The 19,100-nt window shown below is 62.4% G+C and carries 21 protein-coding genes; 17 read left to right on the top strand and 4 right to left on the bottom strand.

Going from position 1 to position 19,100, the window contains the following annotated elements; genetic code table 11:
• Positions 1–11: 11 nt before the first annotated feature.
• A complete protein-coding gene (locus ABIB66_RS35830; protein WP_354211280.1) occupies positions 12–161 on the bottom strand; it encodes a hypothetical protein in 150 nt (49 codons plus the stop codon).
• 1,164 nt (positions 162–1,325) lie between these two features.
• Between ABIB66_RS35830 and ABIB66_RS35825 the strand changes: the two genes are divergently transcribed.
• The 5 genes from ABIB66_RS35825 (at position 1,326) to ABIB66_RS35805 (ending at position 3,601) form a co-directional block, all read left to right on the top strand.
• Positions 1,326–1,535: a hypothetical protein gene (locus ABIB66_RS35825; RefSeq protein ID WP_354211282.1), complete on the top strand. Its 210-nt coding sequence runs from the start codon at positions 1,326–1,328 to the stop codon at positions 1,533–1,535.
• 20 nt (positions 1,536–1,555) lie between these two features.
• A complete protein-coding gene (locus tag ABIB66_RS35820) occupies positions 1,556–1,780 on the top strand; it encodes a hypothetical protein (RefSeq protein WP_354211283.1) in 225 nt (74 codons plus the stop codon).
• On the top strand, positions 1,777–1,986 hold the full coding sequence (locus ABIB66_RS35815) for a hypothetical protein (RefSeq protein ID WP_354211285.1): 210 nt from the start codon (positions 1,777–1,779) through the stop codon (positions 1,984–1,986). Before ABIB66_RS35820 ends, ABIB66_RS35815 begins: the two co-directional genes overlap by 4 nt.
• Positions 1,987–2,495: 509 nt before the next feature.
• Positions 2,496–2,921 (top strand): hypothetical protein, encoded by a 426-nt coding sequence (locus ABIB66_RS35810; protein WP_354211287.1) that lies wholly within the window; start codon positions 2,496–2,498, stop codon positions 2,919–2,921.
• Positions 2,879–3,601: a tetratricopeptide repeat protein gene (locus tag ABIB66_RS35805; protein ID WP_354257896.1), complete on the top strand. Its 723-nt coding sequence runs from the start codon at positions 2,879–2,881 to the stop codon at positions 3,599–3,601. The genes ABIB66_RS35810 and ABIB66_RS35805 overlap by 43 nt, the downstream gene beginning before the upstream one ends.
• A gap of 1,032 nt (positions 3,602–4,633) precedes the next feature.
• Here the strand turns inward: ABIB66_RS35805 and ABIB66_RS35795 are convergent.
• On the bottom strand, positions 4,634–5,101 hold the full coding sequence (locus ABIB66_RS35795) for a tetratricopeptide repeat protein (RefSeq protein WP_354257893.1): 468 nt from the start codon (positions 5,099–5,101) through the stop codon (positions 4,634–4,636).
• 82 nt (positions 5,102–5,183) lie between these two features.
• Positions 5,184–7,559 carry a type II secretion system secretin GspD gene (gene gspD / locus ABIB66_RS35790; protein ID WP_354257889.1) on the bottom strand — a complete coding sequence of 792 codons (2,376 nt, stop codon included), beginning with the start codon at positions 7,557–7,559 and terminating at the stop codon, positions 5,184–5,186.
• Positions 7,560–7,880: 321 nt separating this feature from the next.
• Here gspD and ABIB66_RS35785 point away from each other — a divergent pair, with 321 nt between their 5' ends.
• From ABIB66_RS35785 to ABIB66_RS35740, 10 genes are read left to right on the top strand one after another with little or no spacing between them, the layout of a single operon-like run.
• On the top strand, positions 7,881–9,554 hold the full coding sequence (locus ABIB66_RS35785; protein ID WP_354257886.1) for a GspE/PulE family protein: 1,674 nt from the start codon (positions 7,881–7,883) through the stop codon (positions 9,552–9,554).
• A 4-nt stretch (positions 9,555–9,558) separates the two neighbouring features.
• Positions 9,559–10,770, top strand: coding sequence for a type II secretion system F family protein (locus ABIB66_RS35780; protein WP_354211297.1), 1,212 nt, complete (start codon positions 9,559–9,561; stop codon positions 10,768–10,770).
• A 15-nt stretch (positions 10,771–10,785) separates the two neighbouring features.
• A complete protein-coding gene (gspG, locus tag ABIB66_RS35775; protein ID WP_354211299.1) occupies positions 10,786–11,298 on the top strand; it encodes a type II secretion system major pseudopilin GspG in 513 nt (170 codons plus the stop codon).
• Between the two features lie 6 nt (positions 11,299–11,304).
• Positions 11,305–11,769 carry a prepilin-type N-terminal cleavage/methylation domain-containing protein gene (locus ABIB66_RS35770; RefSeq protein WP_354211301.1) on the top strand — a complete coding sequence of 155 codons (465 nt, stop codon included), beginning with the start codon at positions 11,305–11,307 and terminating at the stop codon, positions 11,767–11,769.
• A complete protein-coding gene (locus ABIB66_RS35765) occupies positions 11,750–12,154 on the top strand; it encodes a prepilin-type N-terminal cleavage/methylation domain-containing protein (protein ID WP_354211302.1) in 405 nt (134 codons plus the stop codon). The genes ABIB66_RS35770 and ABIB66_RS35765 overlap by 20 nt, the downstream gene beginning before the upstream one ends.
• Positions 12,151–12,858 (top strand): PulJ/GspJ family protein, encoded by a 708-nt coding sequence (locus tag ABIB66_RS35760; RefSeq protein ID WP_354211303.1) that lies wholly within the window; start codon positions 12,151–12,153, stop codon positions 12,856–12,858. Before ABIB66_RS35765 ends, ABIB66_RS35760 begins: the two co-directional genes overlap by 4 nt.
• Positions 12,858–13,772 carry a type II secretion system minor pseudopilin gene (locus ABIB66_RS35755; protein WP_354257883.1) on the top strand — a complete coding sequence of 305 codons (915 nt, stop codon included), beginning with the start codon at positions 12,858–12,860 and terminating at the stop codon, positions 13,770–13,772. The genes ABIB66_RS35760 and ABIB66_RS35755 overlap by 1 nt, the downstream gene beginning before the upstream one ends.
• Complete coding sequence (locus ABIB66_RS35750; protein ID WP_354257880.1) at positions 13,772–14,845, top strand: PilN domain-containing protein; 1,074 nt, start codon at positions 13,772–13,774, stop codon at positions 14,843–14,845. The genes ABIB66_RS35755 and ABIB66_RS35750 overlap by 1 nt, the downstream gene beginning before the upstream one ends.
• Positions 14,842–15,402, top strand: a complete 561-nt coding sequence (gspM, locus tag ABIB66_RS35745; protein WP_354211309.1) for a type II secretion system protein GspM — start codon at positions 14,842–14,844, stop codon at positions 15,400–15,402. Before ABIB66_RS35750 ends, gspM begins: the two co-directional genes overlap by 4 nt.
• Positions 15,399–16,046, top strand: a complete 648-nt coding sequence (locus tag ABIB66_RS35740; RefSeq protein WP_354211311.1) for a hypothetical protein — start codon at positions 15,399–15,401, stop codon at positions 16,044–16,046. Before gspM ends, ABIB66_RS35740 begins: the two co-directional genes overlap by 4 nt.
• Positions 16,047–16,066: 20 nt before the next feature.
• Here ABIB66_RS35740 and ABIB66_RS35735 read toward each other — a convergent pair whose 3' ends face one another.
• A complete protein-coding gene (locus ABIB66_RS35735; protein ID WP_354211313.1) occupies positions 16,067–16,504 on the bottom strand; it encodes a prepilin peptidase in 438 nt (145 codons plus the stop codon).
• A 293-nt stretch (positions 16,505–16,797) separates the two neighbouring features.
• Here ABIB66_RS35735 and ABIB66_RS35730 point away from each other — a divergent pair, with 293 nt between their 5' ends.
• Positions 16,798–17,583 (top strand): EfeM/EfeO family lipoprotein, encoded by a 786-nt coding sequence (locus ABIB66_RS35730; protein ID WP_354211323.1) that lies wholly within the window; start codon positions 16,798–16,800, stop codon positions 17,581–17,583.
• Positions 17,580–18,956, top strand: coding sequence for a cytochrome c peroxidase (locus tag ABIB66_RS35725; protein ID WP_354211315.1), 1,377 nt, complete (start codon positions 17,580–17,582; stop codon positions 18,954–18,956). Before ABIB66_RS35730 ends, ABIB66_RS35725 begins: the two co-directional genes overlap by 4 nt.
• The last annotated feature ends 144 nt before the right edge of the window (positions 18,957–19,100 follow it).

The following is a 19,100-nucleotide window of genomic DNA, read 5'->3' as shown; positions in this document are numbered from 1 at the left end:
ATAATTCTTGCCTACCCGGCTTGATCGTAGGCTTGTAAAATTCGGACAAACTCAGCCATGCTGGATTGATCTTGGCTTTCAGCCATAGCCGTCACCTGAGAATCGGACGCGGGCTGGCTTCCCTGCCAGAATCGCATCACGAGATCGGCGATGTTTCTCATGGCGTACTCTCTGTATAACTGTACAGCAAGCGTTCGTTGAGCGGCAAAGCGCCCCTAGATCGGCAGAAAGAACCGGCGGGCGCTACGCCGCCGGCCTTGTCCCGCAACTGCCGGCTCGCAGGCCGGTTCCGTTGCCTTCCACGCTGGATGTAGCGGTAACACCAAGCACTGGGTCGACGCCATCTCGCGCAGGTATGAAGCGACGATACTTAGGTAGGCTTGGACTAGTGAATCGGTATCAGGCCCCGAAGTGTCGCTTTGCTCGCGGTACGTTGGCGACTTCCGCGGCAGCTTCGTCCCCTTGCCGTGGCGGCCACGCTCGCGGCGGGCATTTTCTTCATCGACACGCTGACGTCCCTGCAGTTTGCGGTAGCATCCCCCTATGTAATTGTTGTTTTGATAGCCGCTCATGTCCTCCGTGGTGTAGTGATTACGGGCTTACATGTGCATTCCTTACGGTCTTCAGCAATGTGCTCGTGCACGGGCTTGTGCTGCATGGAGCCGCTCGACATCATCATCATGGTGGATAGGATACGCTCTCGCCGAAGCCCGTGCTTGTAGCGAAACGTCGGCCTTTGGAGCTTTCGATCCGCTACGTTCTCCTTGCTTCCATTTCGGACGGCTATCTCATCGACCGGATGCGCGCCGGCACACGGTATGGCAAGGCAGTATGTAGAGTCCGGTGAGGATCGGAGATGGTTTTTGGCGATCCGAATTGCGGCTGTTGACCCGTGCGTAAGTGGTTGTCTTCAAGCGCGAGCGCAATAAACCTTCGTATTGTTCTGCGCCTCCCTTTGGGTGCCTGAAGGTTTACCTACGTGCAATTGAGTTGCTGATCGCGATCGTTCTAGGCTGCATGGGTTAGAAAATCGCACCAGCTGTTGAAGTGCGATTGTGAAAAGGATGATCGGCGAACGGCTTGATGAAGCCAAGAGGAGATTACAATGCCCAACTGCTCCGAAGATCTTAGACCGGACAGTCCCGCGCGATGCGCAGTTTGTGGTGGCAAGTTCGGCCTCGTCCGGCACCACTCGTGGCGAACGCCTCTTTGTTCCAAGAAGTGCGTCGATCGCTGCAGAGCTCGCAGGGAAAGTGATCGCAATTGGGTAGGCTGGCTTCGAATCACCTTCAATCAGCTGCCAGAGAACCGCGCGAGGTTTTGTGATGATCGAGATCTCACAGCGACCCAAGGCATATTTAGAGACCGCACGGTCTTTGTTCCGCGCAGCCCAAACGATGACCGACTCAGCGATTGCAGGTCAGCTTAAGGCCCTCGCGGACGGCTACGAGCGGCGAGTTGAGAAAGCATCGGATGATGATGCGGTCAAAGCATTGGCCCAATCGGCTGCAAGCAAACGCGAATGGCGTGCATAACCGGGTGGGCAGCTTCAAGTATGATCCTCGAATTCTGCACCATCGAAGCACTGAACCTGCGCCCCGGGTCCAAGGAGCTAGAGGCATTCAATGTCGAGCGGGTGCGCGGCTACCTCGAGTGCAATCTCGGTTGCAAGAAGAAGGAAGTGATCCACGCGCTAGGCCTAAATCCGCGCACAGTGGCCAAGGCCATCAAGATCATCCGGGCAAATGCCCATCGCAGCAAGGGGGCGCTCCACTCGTGATCACGATCATCGCTGTGCTCTGCAATCTCTCCTCTCCGCCAAATTGCCACGAGCAGACCGTCACCACCTCGGACTTCGTGGACGTCTCGATGCAGTCCTGCCTCATGGGCGCGCCGCAGCTTGCCGAGTGGATGAAGTTGCATCCGGCAGAGCGCCTGGCGGGCTGGCGCTGCGTGATCGGAAAACAGAACGGCAGGGGAGCTTAGGGTCCAAAGCCACCTCCCCGGATGTGTTGACGCGCTTAAGTGCAAACGCTGCGACTACTGACTGAGACCGCTCGATATCACTTAGCGAAGCACAGCCAGCTGAACGATAAGAGTGGCTTCGACTAGACACGTATCCAGCCAGGCGATCTCCCTGAGTTCGCGCTTGCTCATCGCCTAAACTTGCCCGTGGCGAACACTCGGCGCTCAATCGCTCGAACCTGCCAAAATCCCGCGACCGAGGCGGCAAGCGCCGGCCGGCAGTCCGCGGCCGCCGACCTGTCGACGAAATGCGCATGCAGGATCATAATTGATGGCGATGAGTTCTTCTAGGCGAGCGAGCTCTCAAGAATATTGATCGCGCAGTGCGATCCTACGCTGTAATCTGGGATCATTTGACCTCGTCGTCGCGGACACAGCGGGCAACCCTGCGGTCATCCTCACCACCTCGTCTTTCCATTGTTGTGTTGCCTTTTGCCAACCTCGGGGGCGGTCTGGAGCAAGACTATTTTATGGATGGCGTCACAGAGGCCCTGACCACGGACATGTCGCGCATATCCGGTGCATTTGTAATCGGCCGACACACCGCATTTACATACAAACGCGCAACGATCAACCTAAAGAAAATCGGGCGAGAATTGAACGTGCGCTACCTGCTTCAAGGATCTGTCCAGCGAAGTGGCAATCGGCTTCGAGCGAACGCTCAACTTGTCGATAGTGAAAGTGGCAGTCACCTTTGGGCCGAACGGTTTGATAAACCGGTTGCTGATCTGTTCGATATGCAGGACGAGATCGTCGCTCGGCTGGCTAGTGAACTAAATGCTGAGCTCATTGCGGCAGAGGCGCGGCGAGCCCAGCGCTCCGTAAATCCGGACGCAATGGATCTTTATTTTCAATGTGTCCTATCGCGAACAGAGGAACTACCCCAGAACACCTGACGCAAGCGCGCAACTTTTTCGAAGGCGCTTTGGGGGTGGACCCGGGCTGCATCGAAGCGCTGGTGGGCCGCGCAGGTCTGGATGAAGCAGCCGTCGCCGCATTGTTAACTGACGACCCTGCTCCGCGCCTCGCGATGGCCGAGGCGACTATAAACGAGGTTCTGTCGCTGGCTCCTCAGCATGCGCTGGCGCACTTGCGATTGGGCGTCGTTCAAGTTCTTACGAACCGAGTGCCTCAGGGTATTGCTGAATGCGAACGGGCCTTGGCTTTGGATCGCAACGTGGCCCATGCTCACGCTTGGATCGGTCTCGCCGAGGTTTACATCGGCCGTGCAGTGGAGACCGAAGCCGATGTGCAGGAGGCACTTCGTTTGTCTCCTGGCGATACCCGTTCCTATATTTGGCTGATGATCGTCGGAATGGCCAAGTTTCACCTTGGCGCATATGGAGAGGCGGTAGTTTGGTTGCGCCGTAGCATTCAGGCCAATCGAAATTATCCCCTGGCGCATTTTTGGCTGGGTGCTGCGTTGGCACGGCTCGGTGCTGTCGAGGAGGCGAGGCGAGCAGCGGGGGCGGCACTTGCCCTCAGTCCAAGTGTCTCCATACGCCGCGTGCGCTCCCACTTGCCCAGCGACAGCCCAATCTACCTCGCCGGACGCGCGCAATGTATGAGGGGCTGAGCTTGGCTGGGGTACCGGAGCAGTGACGTCGCTCGGTCACAACTGGCGATTCTAGACGAACCCTCTCATGTCCGATCTATGCCCGAGCGGCGACGTTGCGATGGCCTGGCCGTCCTTTGGGGCTAAGGGCCAGAATACGATACGGGGAGGCCTCAGTGCGTTAGGAGGCGCCCAGGTGTTGCGAAATCCAAAGTTTAAATGAACTTCGCTGCGAGGCGTGAGAGCGACAAGCGGACCTCGTCAACTCTTTTGATGCGGGCTATCCGTGCGATCCCAGTTCTAGATGCAAGTCGATCAAGCTGGGGCCAGCGCGCGGCCCCGAACCACGCGTGTGTCTTGGAAACGATGCCTCCTTGCGACGCACGAAATTGACCGCCATCCCGCCTCTCCCTACGTCGTTCGCGACGCGCTTCACCGAATTGTGCCTGACGTCTCCGGCCGCGAATGAGCTAGGGACGCTGGTCTCCAGATGGTAGGGGCTGACGCTTCAACGGCCAGGCCTTCCGCCAACCGCGGTCTTGCTGGACATCAGTACTGGTTACGAGGAAGCCCGCGCAATCGCGGATGACCGGGGTCTCCTTCGCCCATGCTCTGTTCGGAACACCCCCTATGCCGCCCATGGCGGATCCATCGCGTGATGTCCGGCAGTGGCGTGCTTTCAAACGCTGCCGCACGTGATCGTAAGACGTGGCGGCCTCATGGAATGCGCTTGGATGCTGACGAGTAGCGATTGCGGTAAAGCTGATGGCATTTAGCTTCGACAGCTGTGTTTTTTGCGATAGTGGCATTCTTCGAGCGCGAAGGCGTAAAGGAGCCTGCCGACAGCAGCGCAGGCCGCATTGATGGTTGGTGCGGCAGCCTTGCGGAGCAGATGTTTGAGCTTGACAAAGACCTGTTCGATCGGAGTCAGGTCGGGTCAGTATTTTGGGCAGGAAGAACCGCTTGGCTCCGGCGGAGCGGATGAGCTGGTGCACCACTTTGCTGTTGTGGCTGCCGGGATTGTCCACGAACACGGTGGCTCCGGGGAGGCCGCTATCGGTTGGTCGGGTGTAGCTCTGGCACGGGCGGGGCAAGTACCCAGCTCAACGCAAGATACTGGCCGGCGACGATCTCGTTGCCGGACAGCTTCGACGCCACCGCATTCCGGAGCCTGGCATAAGTGTTTCGCTCTCGCCCGCCCGTGTGGGACGCCGCCAAGTTGAGCCATTTGTAGGCGAGTACAAAATCCTTGGAAACGCCGTGACCCTTGTCGTACATCAGGCCGAGCATGGCTTGTGCGAAGGGGTCTCCTCGCGCCGCCCCCCGATAGTAGAGATCAGCGGCGGCGGCGTAGGCTTGGGGGACGCCGAAGCCATGCTCGTACATGAAGCCGAGCAGGCCGAGAGCGCCCGCGTTGCCGCGTTCGGCCGGCGGGGAGAGTTCCTGAAACGCGCGGGCATAATCGCCTCGATGGAAAGCGGCGGATCCACGCGAGACACTATCGGCACGCGCGATGGACATCGACGTCGCCAACAGCGCAACGGCAAACAAGGCGCAGAGAAGCGTCCGCGTCGCAAGCACGCGGATCTGTGCGCGGTTCGGCTCAGTGGAAGCTGGTGGTGATGGCCGCATTGGTCGATGTCGTGGCGATGGTGCCGCGCAATTTTGATCGAAGCTCCTCGGCAACAACTTGGGCGTCAGAACCGCTGCGGATGATTTGCGGGCGGATGAAGATGATCAGCTCGGTGCGCTGGGTGCCGTTGCTCTGATGCCCGAAGGCGTCGCCGAGGCCGGGAATTTGATCGAGCACGGGAAGCGCATTGCGGTTGCCGCTCTGTTGCTCGCTGATCAGGCCAGCCAGCAGGACGGTTTGGCCATTGGCCACCGCAATCTGGCTTTTGACCCGTCGCTCCGACACGGTCGGCGTCAGGTTTACCGTCCCGCTTTGAGGAACGTTGCTGATCTCCTGCTCGATATCGAGCCGTACGGTGCCGTTCACGCTCACGCGTGGCGAGACCTTCAGGATGATGCCGGTGTTGCGATAGTCGATGGTGTTGACCACGGTGTTGCTCGTGGTCAGCACCGTTGCGCTGCCTGTCGAGACCGGAACGACGTCGCCGACCTGCAGCGTAGCGACCTGGTTGTTGATCACGACCAGCGAGGGATTGGAGAGCACCTTGACGCTGGTGACGGTATGCAGCGCATCCAGGATGAGGCTCGGCTGCGTTGCGGACCCGATCAGGAAATTGAAGCCCGGGAAGGTCTGGTTGATGAAAGCGTTGGTGAGCGAGCCCGCGACCGAGACGGCGCCGGTGGTCGCGTCGGTGGTGGTCGCGGGCGCTGTAGTGGCTTGGGTGCCGAGGATCGAGCCGGTGTTCGGCTTCAGGCCTAGGTTCTGGCTGGTCAGATAGGTCTGCACACCATAGGACAGGGTATTGTTGAGAGTGACTTCGGCGATCGTCGCGTCGATGGCGACCTGAAGCTGCGGCTCGTCAATCTGCAGCAGCGTCGTTTCGATGATACGGTACTTAGCCTGGTCGGCATAGATCAAGAGGTTGTTGTTCACGACGTCGGGTGTAATGCGCACGTCCTGCATCACGGCTTGGCCATCGCCGCCGCCGGAGCCGCGCCCGGCATCCAGCGCGGCATTGTTGCCCTGACCTTGATTGATGGAATTGTTCGGTTGCCCTCCAGCGCCAAATCCTTGACTCAGCCCTTGGCCGGTCGCGCCTGTCGCCGGCGCTCCGCGCGACGCGAAGCCCCCCATGCTCGAATTCGAGTTCCCGTTGTTGAGCGACAGACGATCGGCGACGCTTGAGGTCGACGAGGTGCCGGAGCCGGGCGCGAGTTGGCTGTCGGCGCTGTCGAGCAAATTGCCGGACGATCCGCCGAGGAACATGTCAGTCAGAACCCGCGCGATCTGGCGTGCATCACCGTACTTGACGCGGTAGACGTGGACCGTGGTGCGCGCGGTGTCGTTGCGGTCAAGGCGCTTTATCCAGGTCGCCGCCGTGTGCAGCAGGTCCGGCTTCTTGGTCACCACCAGCACCGCATTTAGGCGTGCCATCGGCATGAACTTGATGATGTTCTGGCTGAGGCCGTTCTCGCCGGAATCGACGATCTTCTCCAACTCGGCAATAAGGGGCGCGGGCGAGCCGCTCGAAATCGGGAAGATGCCAACCGATTGGCCACGCATCCAGTCGACGTCGAAGCTCAGCACGGTGTCCACGGCTGCGCGGCGCTCGGCGCCCGTGCCCTGGATCAAAAGCAAATTTCGGGTCGTGTCGGCGCGGATCGCGCCGGCCCTGGTGGCGAAGCTATCGGTGAGCTTCAGCAGGGTCTGTGCCGACACATATTGCAGCGGAACCACCGAGATGCCGAATCCGGGCTCCGGATTGGCTGCCGCGGCATCGACGCGGCCGCCGCCGACGGCGTCGCCGAGCGGCGTCAGGCGGTAGCCCGCCGTATCGCGCAGCAGCACCACACCGCTGAGCCGGAGTGCGTTTTCAAGCACGAAGACCATGTCGGATTTCGGGACCGGGCGGACCGAAACCAGGCTCACCGTGCCCTGCACCCGCGGGTCGATCGTGTATCCGACATGCAGGATATCGCCGAGCACGACCTTCGCGACGGTCGCGACCGGCGTGTTCTCGAAATTCAGGTCGAAGCCATTGCCGTTGGGTGTCGGCTGCACCCGTGCGTCCGCCACCGCCGTCAGGTCGCTTCCCTCATACATCGCCGGGCGGAGGCCGCCGCCCTGGGTGCCGGGCGTTGTCGCCACCGTGCTCACCGCTTGTGGCTGGCGCGGCAGCAGATCCAGCGAGCGCACCTTGTCGGTGACGTCGAGTTGGGACGCGTCCACGCTCTCGCCGACGGTCGCGGAATTGCAGGACGCCAACAAGAGCGAGGTCAAGAGAAAAATGGCTGCAAGGCCGCCACGGATCGTCGGGCAGCGGCCCACTGTGCCTACGCGTTGCATGAAGGCCCTTCGCTCTGGCTGGCTGATATTTTCGGTTGCTTGCGACAATCTACCCCGAGGGACTCTTAGCGAGCCAACATGACAGAAATAAATTTGGACACCTGATTGATCGTTCGCCATCTGAGTGTCGCATCGCACGAAAATTTGTGCAGCGGCCGGAGCGTCCGCGCGTTTCCGCCTCAAACTTTCTTGAGCGAGGTCGGCGATGTCACTTCGCACAGCTGTCACAGTCCGGGTCGATAACCGTCAAGTTGACCGGAGCCGAACGGCACCAGCGCCTCGGCGCGAACTGATCCAGGATAGCGTGGCGGGATATAAAGAATGGCGAACGATTTGTCCGTTCGGTTCGTGGACTATCTCCGTCAGAATAATCATCTTGCGCCGATCCATGGGCCAGTCGACTGCAGGCAGGGCGCCGACAACAGGCAGTTGAAGCTGTGGGAGGTCACCAGTCTCTCGCCTGCCGAATTCGCCGACCAAGCCGCGCGCTTCTTCGGGCTGGGGCGCTTGGCGCTCCAGGAGATGATGGCGGCCGAACCGCTGGTCGGGTCGTTCTCGCAGCGTTTTCTGCGCGAGACGATGGTCTATCCGTGCAGAGCCTCCGATGGAAGCGCGACGCTCGCGGTAGCTGATCCGACCGATCGGGCGACGCAGCGGGCGGCGCAGATCGTGCTCGGCGCCGGCATTACGGTCAAAGTAGCGTCGTCGGAAGACGTCGCCATCGCGCTGAACAAGAGCTCCAGTGCCGAGGAGACCGAGGCCACTGAACTGGCGGCGGCCCTGCCTCGCGAAGACGATATTGAGAGCCTGCGCGACCTCGCCAGCGGCGCACCGGTGGTGCGCGCGGTCAACGATCTGATCGAGAAGGCCGTCGAGCTTCGCGCCAGCGACATCCACATCGAGCCGTTTGCCGCCGGTCTCATGGTCCGGCTGCGGATCGATGGCCTGCTGCGGCCGGTTGCGGCGCTGTCGGGCGTGCTTCCGCAGGCGGTAGTCTCCCGCATCAAGATCATCGCCAATCTCAACATCGCCGAGCGCCGCCTGCCGCAGGACGGCGCGGCGCGGCTGCGGGCCGGCCGTACCGACATCGATATCCGCGTCGCGATCATGCCGACGCAACATGGCGAAGCCGCCGTCATCCGTATCCTGCCCAAGGATCGCGGCCTGCTGGTGGTAGAAAAACTCGGATTTTCGCAGCCGGACGAAGCCAAGCTGCGGCGGCTACTCAAGCTGCCGCATGGCATGGTCGTAATCACGGGACCGACCGGCAGCGGCAAGACTACGACGCTGGCGACGATCCTATCGATCCTCAACGAACCGGGCCGCAAGATTCTCACGATCGAGGACCCGGTCGAATACGAGCTCCCCGGCGTCAACCAGTCCCAGATCAAACCGGCGATCGGCCTGACCTTTGCTACTGCCTTGCGGTCCTTCGTCCGGCAGGACCCTGACGTCATCATGGTCGGCGAAGTCAGAGATTCAGAGACCGCCCATGTCGCGGTGCATGCAGCGCTGACCGGACATCTGGTGCTGACGACGCTGCACACCGAGACAGCGGCTGCTGCGGTGCCACGCCTGCTCGACCTCGGGGTCGAGGGCTATTTGCTCCGCTCGGTGTTGCGCGGCGTGATCGCGCAGCGTCTGGTCCGGCAATTGTGCGAGCGCTGCAAGACGGCGCGGCCGCTTGCAACGGCTGATTTCACCGAGGATCCTCGGCTCGCCGCACTCGGGTTTCGGGTTGGCGAAATCATTCAGGAGCCATGCGGCTGCGGGCGCTGCGCCGGAACCGGATATCGCGGTCGCCTCGGCGCGTTCGAGCTGCTCGAGCTGTCGAATGAACTGCGTGAACTGATCGGGGAGCGAACGGACGGACTGAGCATCGATAGGATGGCGATCCAGGCGGGCATGACCACCATGCTCGACGACGGGGTCGCGAAATGCCGTGCCGGATTGACCTCGCCCGCCGAGATCCTCCGCGTTGCGACGGTGCGGTGAGGCCGTGCCGAATTACCGCTATCGAGCCCTGACCCAGGCCGGCGAGATCGTGAACGGCACGATCTCCGCCCCCACCGCGGCCGAGGTGGCGCGGCGGATTGAATATCTCAAGCTTCTGCCGATCGAAACCGCCGAGGACAAGCGCGGAACCGGCGCAGTGGGGGGCCGCAACCTGTTCGGCGGGCCGAGCGCGGCCGAGGTCACCACCTTCACGCGCGATCTCGCGCTTCTGCTCAAGGCGGGTGCGCGTCTCGACGATGCGCTGGAACTTCTGTCTGGCGATGCCGATGTAGGCCGGATGCGCCCGATGGTGGCCAAAATTCGCGCAGCCCTGCTCACCGGCGAGAGCTTTGCCAATGCCCTATCGGATCACCCCACTTTTTTCCCGCCGATGTATATTGCGCTGGTTCGAGTCGGTGAAATTTCCGGTACGCTCGATTCCGTGCTGGAGATGCTGGGGACCGAGCGGGCGCGTTCCGAGCAGATGCGGCGGAAGCTGACCGAGGCGATGCAGTATCCGGCCTTCGTGCTGGTCGCAGCATCCGGCGTGATGCTGTTCTTCCTGCTGTTCGTGCTGCCGCAATTCTCGACCGTGCTCGGCGATTCCAACGCCAAATCGGATACGGCGCTCGCCAGCTTCATTGCGGTTTCGGATTTCCTCCGCGCCAATGCGACGGCGGCAAGCCTGATCGCGGCCGCCGCGATCGCGCTGTCATGGTGGCTGTTGCGGCAAGCGCGCGTGCGCGCCGCGCTGGTCAATGCGATCTCGCGGCTTCCGGGCATCAGCAGCGCCTTCCAGTTCTATCGGGCCAGCCTGTTCTGCCGCAATCTGGGCGTCCTGCTTGGCAGCGGCGTCAACCTCACCGCCGCGCTTCGCATTCTCGTCGACATCATGGCGGTGACCGGGAGCGAGGCGAACTGGACCGCCGCCGCCGACCGCGTCCGTCACGGCGGAAAATTGTCGGACGCCCTTGCCGCGGCGGACAGCCTGCCGCCGATGGCGGTCCGTATGCTGCGGCTTGGTGAAGAAACCGGACAGCTGCCGGTGCTCGCCGGGCGGGTCGCGGAATTCTACGAAGCAAAATTGCAGCGCAGCCTGGACCGTGTCGTTGGGATCGTCGGTCCGTTGGCGATCGTCACGATCAGCACCGTCGTGGGCGGACTAATCGTGTCAGTCATGACGGCGCTGCTCTCGGTCACGCAGCTAGTTGGTTAATGAGGGTCATCGATCATGATGTCGCGCAACACCATCATTGGAGCATTTTCCACGCAGGCAGCGCGCGATAGAGCGCGATCGCAAAGGTCAGGGCGTGCGGGACAGGAAGGTTTCACGCTGGTCGAGATGCTGGTGGTGATCGCGATCATCGGCCTCATCATGGGCCTGATCGGGCCGCGCGTTCTCAACTATCTCAGCGAATCCAAGGTCAAGACCGCGCGCATTCAGTTGCAGAGCTTTTCCAGCGCGCTCGACCTGTTCTATCTCGACGCAGGACACTTCCCGTCCACGGCGGAGGGTCTTGCTGCGCTGGTCCGGCGGACGCCCGGGGTCGCCGCCTGGAACGGCCCGTACCTGAAGGGCGGCAACGTCCCGAACGATCCCTGGAATCACGCCTATCTCTATCGGTCGCCCGGCGAGCACGGGCCTTATGACATCGTCTCCTATGGATCTGACGGTCAGGAGGGCGGCAGCGGCACCTCCGCCGACATTTCGCTCGAAAAGACCACGGCTGCCAAGGACGAATGACCAGCGATGAATGACGCCACGCAGAGCGGTTTCACCTTGCTCGAGATGGTGTGCGTGCTCGCCATCATCGCGCTGCTGGCGGCCGTGCTCCTCCCGTTCATTCCGCACCAGACGTCGCGGTCGCGCTTGCAGGCCTATGCGTTGCAGACCGCCACGCTCTTGAACGCCGATCGAAATGCCGCCATCGAGCGCAGCATCAGCGTTGCGACGCTGGTCGATGCGGCGAGCCGCGTGATCCACTCGGGTGCGTCTCGCATGACGGTGCGAGTTCCCGATGACGTGCGGTTCGATGCGGTGCTGCCTCAGAGCTGTCAGCGGCAGGCCGCAGTGTCGACCATCCGTTTCTTCGCCAATGGCGGTTCCTGCGGCGGCTCCATCGCGCTGACGCGGCTCGATGCGGGATACGAGGTTCGCGTCAACTGGCTTACCGGACGGGTTGAAATCGTTGCTCGTGACATCGCCGCCAAATGACCGCACTGATGCGGGGTTCACCATCATCGAGGTGCTGGTGGCGCTGGCGCTGGTGTCTGTCTCGATCATCGCAATCGGCGCCGTCATGGGCGTCAAGACGCGCGGCGTGCGGGCGCTGGAGCAGCACGTGGCACTGATGCAGGCCGTGCGTACATTGATGACCGTCGGCATTCCACCGCGCGCGCAGTTGCAGCCGGGTACATCGACCGGGCAGGCGGCGGGCTACCGCTGGACGATCGACGTCAGCCCGCTCGGTGGCGGCTGGACGGTCAAAGAGGGCAATGCGCCTTGGGCCCCGGAGCTGGTGAGAATTCGTGTCAAATCTCCGAGCGGCGCATTGTCCGATATCCGCACCGTGCGCCTGATGCCAAGGCCTTCGCAATGATCCCGACAAGGACAGACCAGCGCACGCACGAGCGCGGATTCACGCTGATCGAGACCATCGTCGCGCTGGCGCTGATGGGGCTGTTGCTGTCGGCGCTCGCCAGCATCACGGCGCAATGGCTGCCGAGTTGGAACAGGGGGCTCGACCGGATCCAGCGCAGCGAGCTGATCGGAATCGCACTGGAGCGGATCGGCGCGGATCTTGCCGCGGCGGAGTTCGTCGCCGCCAACCGCGACAGCCAAAGGCCGCTGTTCGATGGATCGGAATTGTCCGTGATGTTCGTGCGAACCTCAGTAGGGCCGAATGCAGGGCCGGGGCTCGACGTGGTGCGCCTCGGGGAGACCACGGATCGCGGCGAGTTCGTCACGGTTCGCGCGCAGACGCGATTTACTCCGCTGGCCGACGGGGTGTCGTTATCAGAACAGGTGCAATTCGGTAGCCCGGTCGTGCTGCTGCGCGCGCCCTATCGCCTGTCTTTCGCCTATGCCGGCGCCGACCGGGCATGGAAGGGCGCCTGGAGGGATGCCGACAGACTGCCGGCGATGATCCGGCTGACGGTGCGTGACGCAGCCAGCGAGCGTGTCCTGTCGGTGTCGACCATAGCGCCAGTTCATGTGCAAATTCCGAACGACTGCACCAAGCCCGAAGGTAAATGCGGCGACAAGCGCAGTGCCGAAAGTGCCAAGGATAAGGGGAAAACGTGATGGGTGCGACCGGCAATATCGGCCGACCGTCGGCCAATCGCGGCTTCGTCATCGTCGCTGTCCTCTGGATTCTACTGGCGCTGTCGTCGCTGGCGATCATCTTTTCAGCCTATCTCGCCGCATCGGCGCGGGCGTTGGCGGCCAATGACATGTCGTTGGAGACCGAGGCGCTGGTGTCGGCCGGGGTTGAACTCGCCGCCTATCAAGTGACGCAGGTGGACGAGAAGGTCAGGCCGCAGCGCGGAGTGTTTGATTTCGTTCTCAACGAGGCCAGCGTCGGCGTGACGTTCAGGTCGGAGGCTGCCCGTCTTGACCTGAACTACGCGTCGAAGCAGATGCTGGTCGGCCTCTTCGTCGTGCTCGGCGCCGGGAAGGACGCAGCCGCCGAATACGCCGACCGAATCGTCGGCTGGCGAACCCGTCCGGCGCCGAGCAGCGAGAATGTGGAGGCCGCGCGCTACAAACCGCTCGGCTATTCGCCGCGCCAGGGGCTGTTCACCCATGTCAATGAGCTGGCGCTGGTCGCCGGTCTTCCCGAAGCCCTGGTCAATCGGGCGCTGCCGTTCGTCACGGTGTTCAACGGCGGCCCGGATGTCGATCCGAAAATCGCCGCACCCGAGATCATCGCGGCCATGAACAAGGCATCCGGGAACGAACAGGACGGATTCGGGTCGCGTGCGGCTTCCCCAAACGGCATTGCCGGCAGCACACAGGGCCCAAATTCGGAAGATGCGGCATCGACCCCGCAGAGCCCCTGCTACCGGATCGCCATTTCGATCCAATTCCGCAATGGCCGCCGCACCAAGTCGGAGGCGGTGATCGCACTCGGTGACAAGCTCGATCCCTATCGTGTGTTGTCCTGGCAGAACGATATCGAACCGCGAAATCCGGTTCTGGTTCGCGGGAGAGAATGATGGCAATACTTGCCGAGGCACGACAATGGTTTGAGCAATGGATCGGCGCTGTTGCGACCACGGTTGATGGCGTCGCGGGCAAGTTCATGCGCCGGCACAGCGTCGAGCTCGACGAAAATATCGACGGCACGTTCACAGCCCGCCTCGCCGTGCCCAAGGATGGCTCGCCTTCAACTCCGATCTCGTTCCGGCTCGATCACGATGCGCCACAGCCGCCGCTGTCAGCGGACTGGAGGGCAGCCTTCGACGGCAGCCACATCGAGGTGCGCTTGCGATCGGATCACGTCGTCAGCCGCGTGCTCGATTTCCCGAGCCAGGCAGGCGATTTCCTCGACGGCATGATCCGCGCGCAGGTCGACCGGTTGACCCCATGGGCCGCCGCCGATGCGGTCTTTGGCTGGGGCCCGCCGCAGCCCACCTCGAAAGACCGGATCGAGGTGGCGTTCAGTGCGACCTCGGCGGCGGAGGTCGATCCCCTGATACGCTTGGCCAGAATGCTCCGCGCCGCCTCCGTTGCGGTCTTGGCGCCCGCGGTTGTCGGCGACGGCGCCCCGCAGCAGGTGATGCTGCTAGATCGGTCGCTGCGCGGCCTTGCCGGACCAGCGGTTACGCGCCACCTACGCTTCGGCCTGCTCTCGACGGCGGCCGCGGCCGCGGTATCCCTGCTGCTGAACATCTATCTCGGCGGCTGGCTGCAATCGGAGCAGAAAGACTTGCTACACCAAATCTCGCAGCGCCGCGCCACGCTGCGCCTCGAGGCCGATGGCGACTCGTCCGGCCTCGGCCTCCTGGCCAAGCGCAAGCAGACGACGCCGTCGAGCATCATGGTCCTCGAAGCGATCTCGCGTGTGCTGCCCGATACCACCTACGTGACCGAGCTCCGCATTGAGGGCAATAAGGTGCAGGTGGTCGGAATGACTCAGGATGCACCATCCCTGATCCGGCTGCTGGAGCAGTCGCCGCAATTCACCCGCGCCACGTTCTTTGCGCCGACGACCCACGCGGCGAATGAATCGGCCGAGCGGTTCCACGTCGAGGCCAATATCACCGCCGAATTTGGGGGTGGCACATGAGCGCAGCATCCCGATCGCTGGCGGTCGTTAGCACCTCCCCGCTGGTCGCGACCGCAAGCTATTTCGGCCTGTTAGTGCTATTGCTGTTTATCGTCATCTCGTCGCTGTCTGATATCGCTGGCCTGCGCAGCGATGTTGCGGCCTCGGCCGGGCTGCTCGAGCAGCTTGAGGGGCGATCCCGGGCGAACACAGCGCCCGGCCAGCCTGCGATGCCGACCGGGTCCGCCTATCTCGAGGGGGCGACCGTCACGGTTGCTGGCGCCACCTTGCTGCAACGTGTGTCGGGTGCCGTGATCAAAGTCGGCGGCGACGTGCTGTCGACGCAGCTCGAGGATCTGAACGCGCCGGCCAAGGCCGGCTTCCTGAGCATGATCGCGAGCTGCGAGATCGAACAGGCGCAATTGCAGCAGGTGCTCTATGATCTGGAAGCCGGCATGCCGTTCCTGTTCATCGATCAGCTGGTCGTGCAGCCGGTCGCCGATGACGCCAAGGGTGCCGATCCCGGCAAGATGCGCGTGCTGCTCGGCGTATCCGGACAATGGCGAGGAGCAAAATGATGCGATGCTTCGCGGCGATCATCCTGCTGTGGGTGGCGTCAGTTCATGCCGCGCCGGCTGCCGTGCCTGACCGCGGTGGCGACGCGCTCGATGCCGGGCTGCTCGACGATGCCCGCCTCGGCGGACCGGTCCTGAGATCGCCGCCGCCTTTCGAACCGATGACATCGGTCCGGGTGGCTCCTTCGCCGACGCCGACGCCGCGGCCACTCAGCGCGAATCCGTTGTGGGCCATCCCGCTCAAGACGCTGTCCAACACACGCGACCGGCCGGTGTTCTCGCGGTCGCGGCGACCTCCGCCCGCGATCGCCGCGGAGCCGGAAGTCAGCAAGCCATTGCCGCCGCTGCCGCGCAACGCGGCAATCGAGCCCCCGCCGCTCTCGCTGGTCGGCACGATCGCGGGAGACGATGAAAGCTTCGGAATCTTCCTCGATCGATCGAACAAGACCGCGCTGCGACTGAAGATCGGCGACGATTTCCAGGGATGGAAGCTGCGATCCATCAACGGACGTGAAGTCAGGATGCAGAAGGACGAGCAGGAGGTCGTGCTCACATTGCCGCAGCCTGGCGGCGAAGGAAGCGGCGACGTTCGTCTCGTCCCGGTCAGCACAGAGAGGAGGCCCGTGGCCGCGCGGCGCCCGATGTGATTGCCGGCGTCCAGCGAAACTCAGATCAACGCGAGCCAGCTCTGAAGTGCCGACGTCAGGAGAAGCCCGAGCGCAAGAAAGGGACCGAACGGGATCGACGTCTGGCGTTTCATCTCGCGTCCTGCGAGTTGCAGGCCGCCGGTAACAGCAAGTGCCGCGAGTGCTGAAATCAGCAGCAAGGTCGGAACCCCTGTCGCTCCGACCCAGATCGTGGCGGCCGCAAGAAACTTGACGTCGCCAAGTCCCAGTCCGTCGACATGCCGCAACGCGAAGTAAAGGCGCTGCAATAACCAGAACAGGACGCCGACGAGCACGGCGCTCGTCATTGCAGTGAAGGCGGCTGTCGCACCTTCGGTAACGATGACGTTTGCGAGACCGAGCGCCGCCATCGCAAGGTTCAGCCGATTGGGAATGATGCCGTGGCGAAGATCGATCAGCGCGACCGCGCAGCAGAGCATGCAAAGCGCCCCGTACGACTCGATAAAATAAAGAACTTCACGATCGATATGCATGGTGACGGGACAGTGTGATGCGTGCTCATTGTGTGCAACAACTTGCGTGCGTTGGAAAGTTTAATTTCAATCGGTCCGCCGCCGCGCCACGGGTTTGCGTAATTGTGATCGCGATGCACGGCGGCGAAGCAGAAAAGGGCGACCAAACGTCTGTGCTGTCACAAATCCGCATACGATACTGACAATAGTCCGCACTACTACGTGCCGCGAGCCCTTCGTGGCAGATGACTGGGTTGACTATGCACAAAATGCGAGTGGCGGCGTGCCTGGCTTTGCTGGCAGCCTCAGCAGGCGCGCGTGCCGCGAACGCTGGCGCTATCGAGGAAGGCGCCGAGCGCTATCGGCCGTACCTGATCGAGGGTGTCGCCAGTGCACTGGTCGGTGCCCGTGCGCTGGGCGAGCGCGCTGCGGCGGCGGATTTGCCCGGTGCAAAGAAGGCCTGGCTTTCCGCCCGTGCCGGCTGGGAGCGCTCGGAAGTGTTCACCGCCGGCTTCGTCCCCGAACTCGATGCGCAGATCGACGCCTGGCCGAACGCGAGTCGCGGATTTCACGCGATCGAGGCGAAATTGTTTGGAGCGGCCAGCACTGATGTTGCCGACGATGCGGCAAGTCTCGTCGAGGATCTGAATGATCTGCAGGGCAGGCTCAAGGACATCAAGCTCACGCCTCAGGGCCTGCTGGATGGCACGGTGCGGCTCGCCTACGAAGTCGGGGAGAGTAAGGCCGATGGTGGCGAGTCGCGCATCAGTGGCACGTCGTTAGACGATATGCGCAACAACATCGCCGGCCTCGATTTCGCCTATCGCACCATTTTCTCTGTCGCGCTCAAAACAGTGGACGGCAAACTCGACGAGGTGGTGACGAACCGGATCGAGCAACTCCAGGCGATCGCCGCCACGCCCGACCTGCCGCGCGTCAACATTGCCGATCTGCGCCAGACTAGCGAGGAACTGGTCGTTGCCCTGCAGAGCGCGTCGATAAGGCTCGAACTGCAGCGGCCGACCTTGGAGGCCCAGGAGCGATGACGTTGCTTCACCTGCGTCTGGCCGCGCTGCTCTCCACTGTCATGGCACTGGCACTGCTCGGGCGCGCGATGGCGTTTCCGGTCGACGGCGACAAGACCGTGTTGCCTATTGCAACCGAACTGAACGAGGATGCGCTCGATAAGCCGCGCGAGGTGTTCCAGTCCGAGCGGACCGGCAGCAAGTCTTACCTGGCGAACCTCGGCGATCTCGCGTTCAACTCGCCGGGGCTGCTCGGCGAAGTAGCACGGCAGGCTGGCGTGAGCTGCGGCACCTGCCACGTCAACGGTGCGAACAACGCCAAGTTCTTCATGCCGAAGATGTCGAGCCGGCCCGGCACGTTCGACACCACCGGCCCATTGTTCAATCCAAAGGCGAACAATCTGGCGTTCGATCCGGTGAGGATTCCGAGCCTGCGCGGCGCTCGCTATCTTGCGCCCTATGGCGCCGACGGCCGCTTCGCCTCGCTGCGCGATTTCGTGCACAACGTCATCATCAATGAGTTCGGCGGAGCCGAGCCGTCGCCGGCGATACTCGATGCGATCGTGGCCTATATTCAAGACGTCGACTTCCTGCCCAATCCGAGCCTCGGTCCTGGGGGACGGCTGGTCGGCAAGATCAGCGAGTCCGAGCGCCGCGGCGAAGTGCTCTTCTCCAAGCCGTTCCCGCACGATCCGACGCTGAGCTGCGCGACATGCCATGTTCCGTCAGCCGGTTTCGTTGATCATCAGCAGCACGACATCGGCTCCGGGGGTTTGTTCAAGACCCCGACGCTGCGCAACGCCGATTTCAACGCGCCGTATTTTCACGACGGCCGCTTCGACGATTTCAACCAGATCGTCGGTTATTTCGACAGCACCTTCCAGCTTGGCCTTTCGGACCAGGACAAGGGCGATCTCGTCGCCTATCTGACGGCGGTCGGCGATGGCACGCAGCCCTATGAGCGCGACGGCGCCGGCGCGACGCTGAAGGAGATCAATGACTTCTCCTCCGTGCTTGCGATTGCCGTTCCCGCCGGCGACAAGGACACGGTCGCACTCGCGGTCGACACGATCGGCCGGGAGCTGCGCGAGTTGACCGAGCAATATCCCGACAGGAAGAACACCAGCGTATCCGGCGGCGAGCAGCAACGGGTGCTCGCGCGCAACAGTCTCAAGGAGCTCGTGCTCACGCTAAGGCGAATCGACGATGCCGTTGCAGCAGGACGCAATAGCGATGCGGCCACCGAGTTGAGGAATTATCGCTATCTGATGGCGGCGGCGGTGCCCGCGTTGCTGGCCAGCGCCGAGCCGTGGTCACTGTTCAATCAAACCGTGCATGACCAGCATTATGCCGCGCTTCGAAACGTGATGCGCTCCAAGCACATCGCGCATTAAGCGATCTGCATTCCGGGTGCATTTCGGATCTTCGCCGCCGCGTCGATCGCTGAACCAATTTTCTATTGGTCGGTGACTTCTTGAATCGCGGATCCGCAGCTCGCCGTTGCAAGAAGTCTCCGCAGAAATCTTTGAAACTGTCTC

It is taken from the genome of Bradyrhizobium sp. F1.13.3, assembly GCF_040548265.1.
GTDB lineage: Bacteria > Pseudomonadota > Alphaproteobacteria > Rhizobiales > Xanthobacteraceae > Bradyrhizobium.
This window is presented reverse-complemented; position numbering and strand designations above follow the sequence as displayed.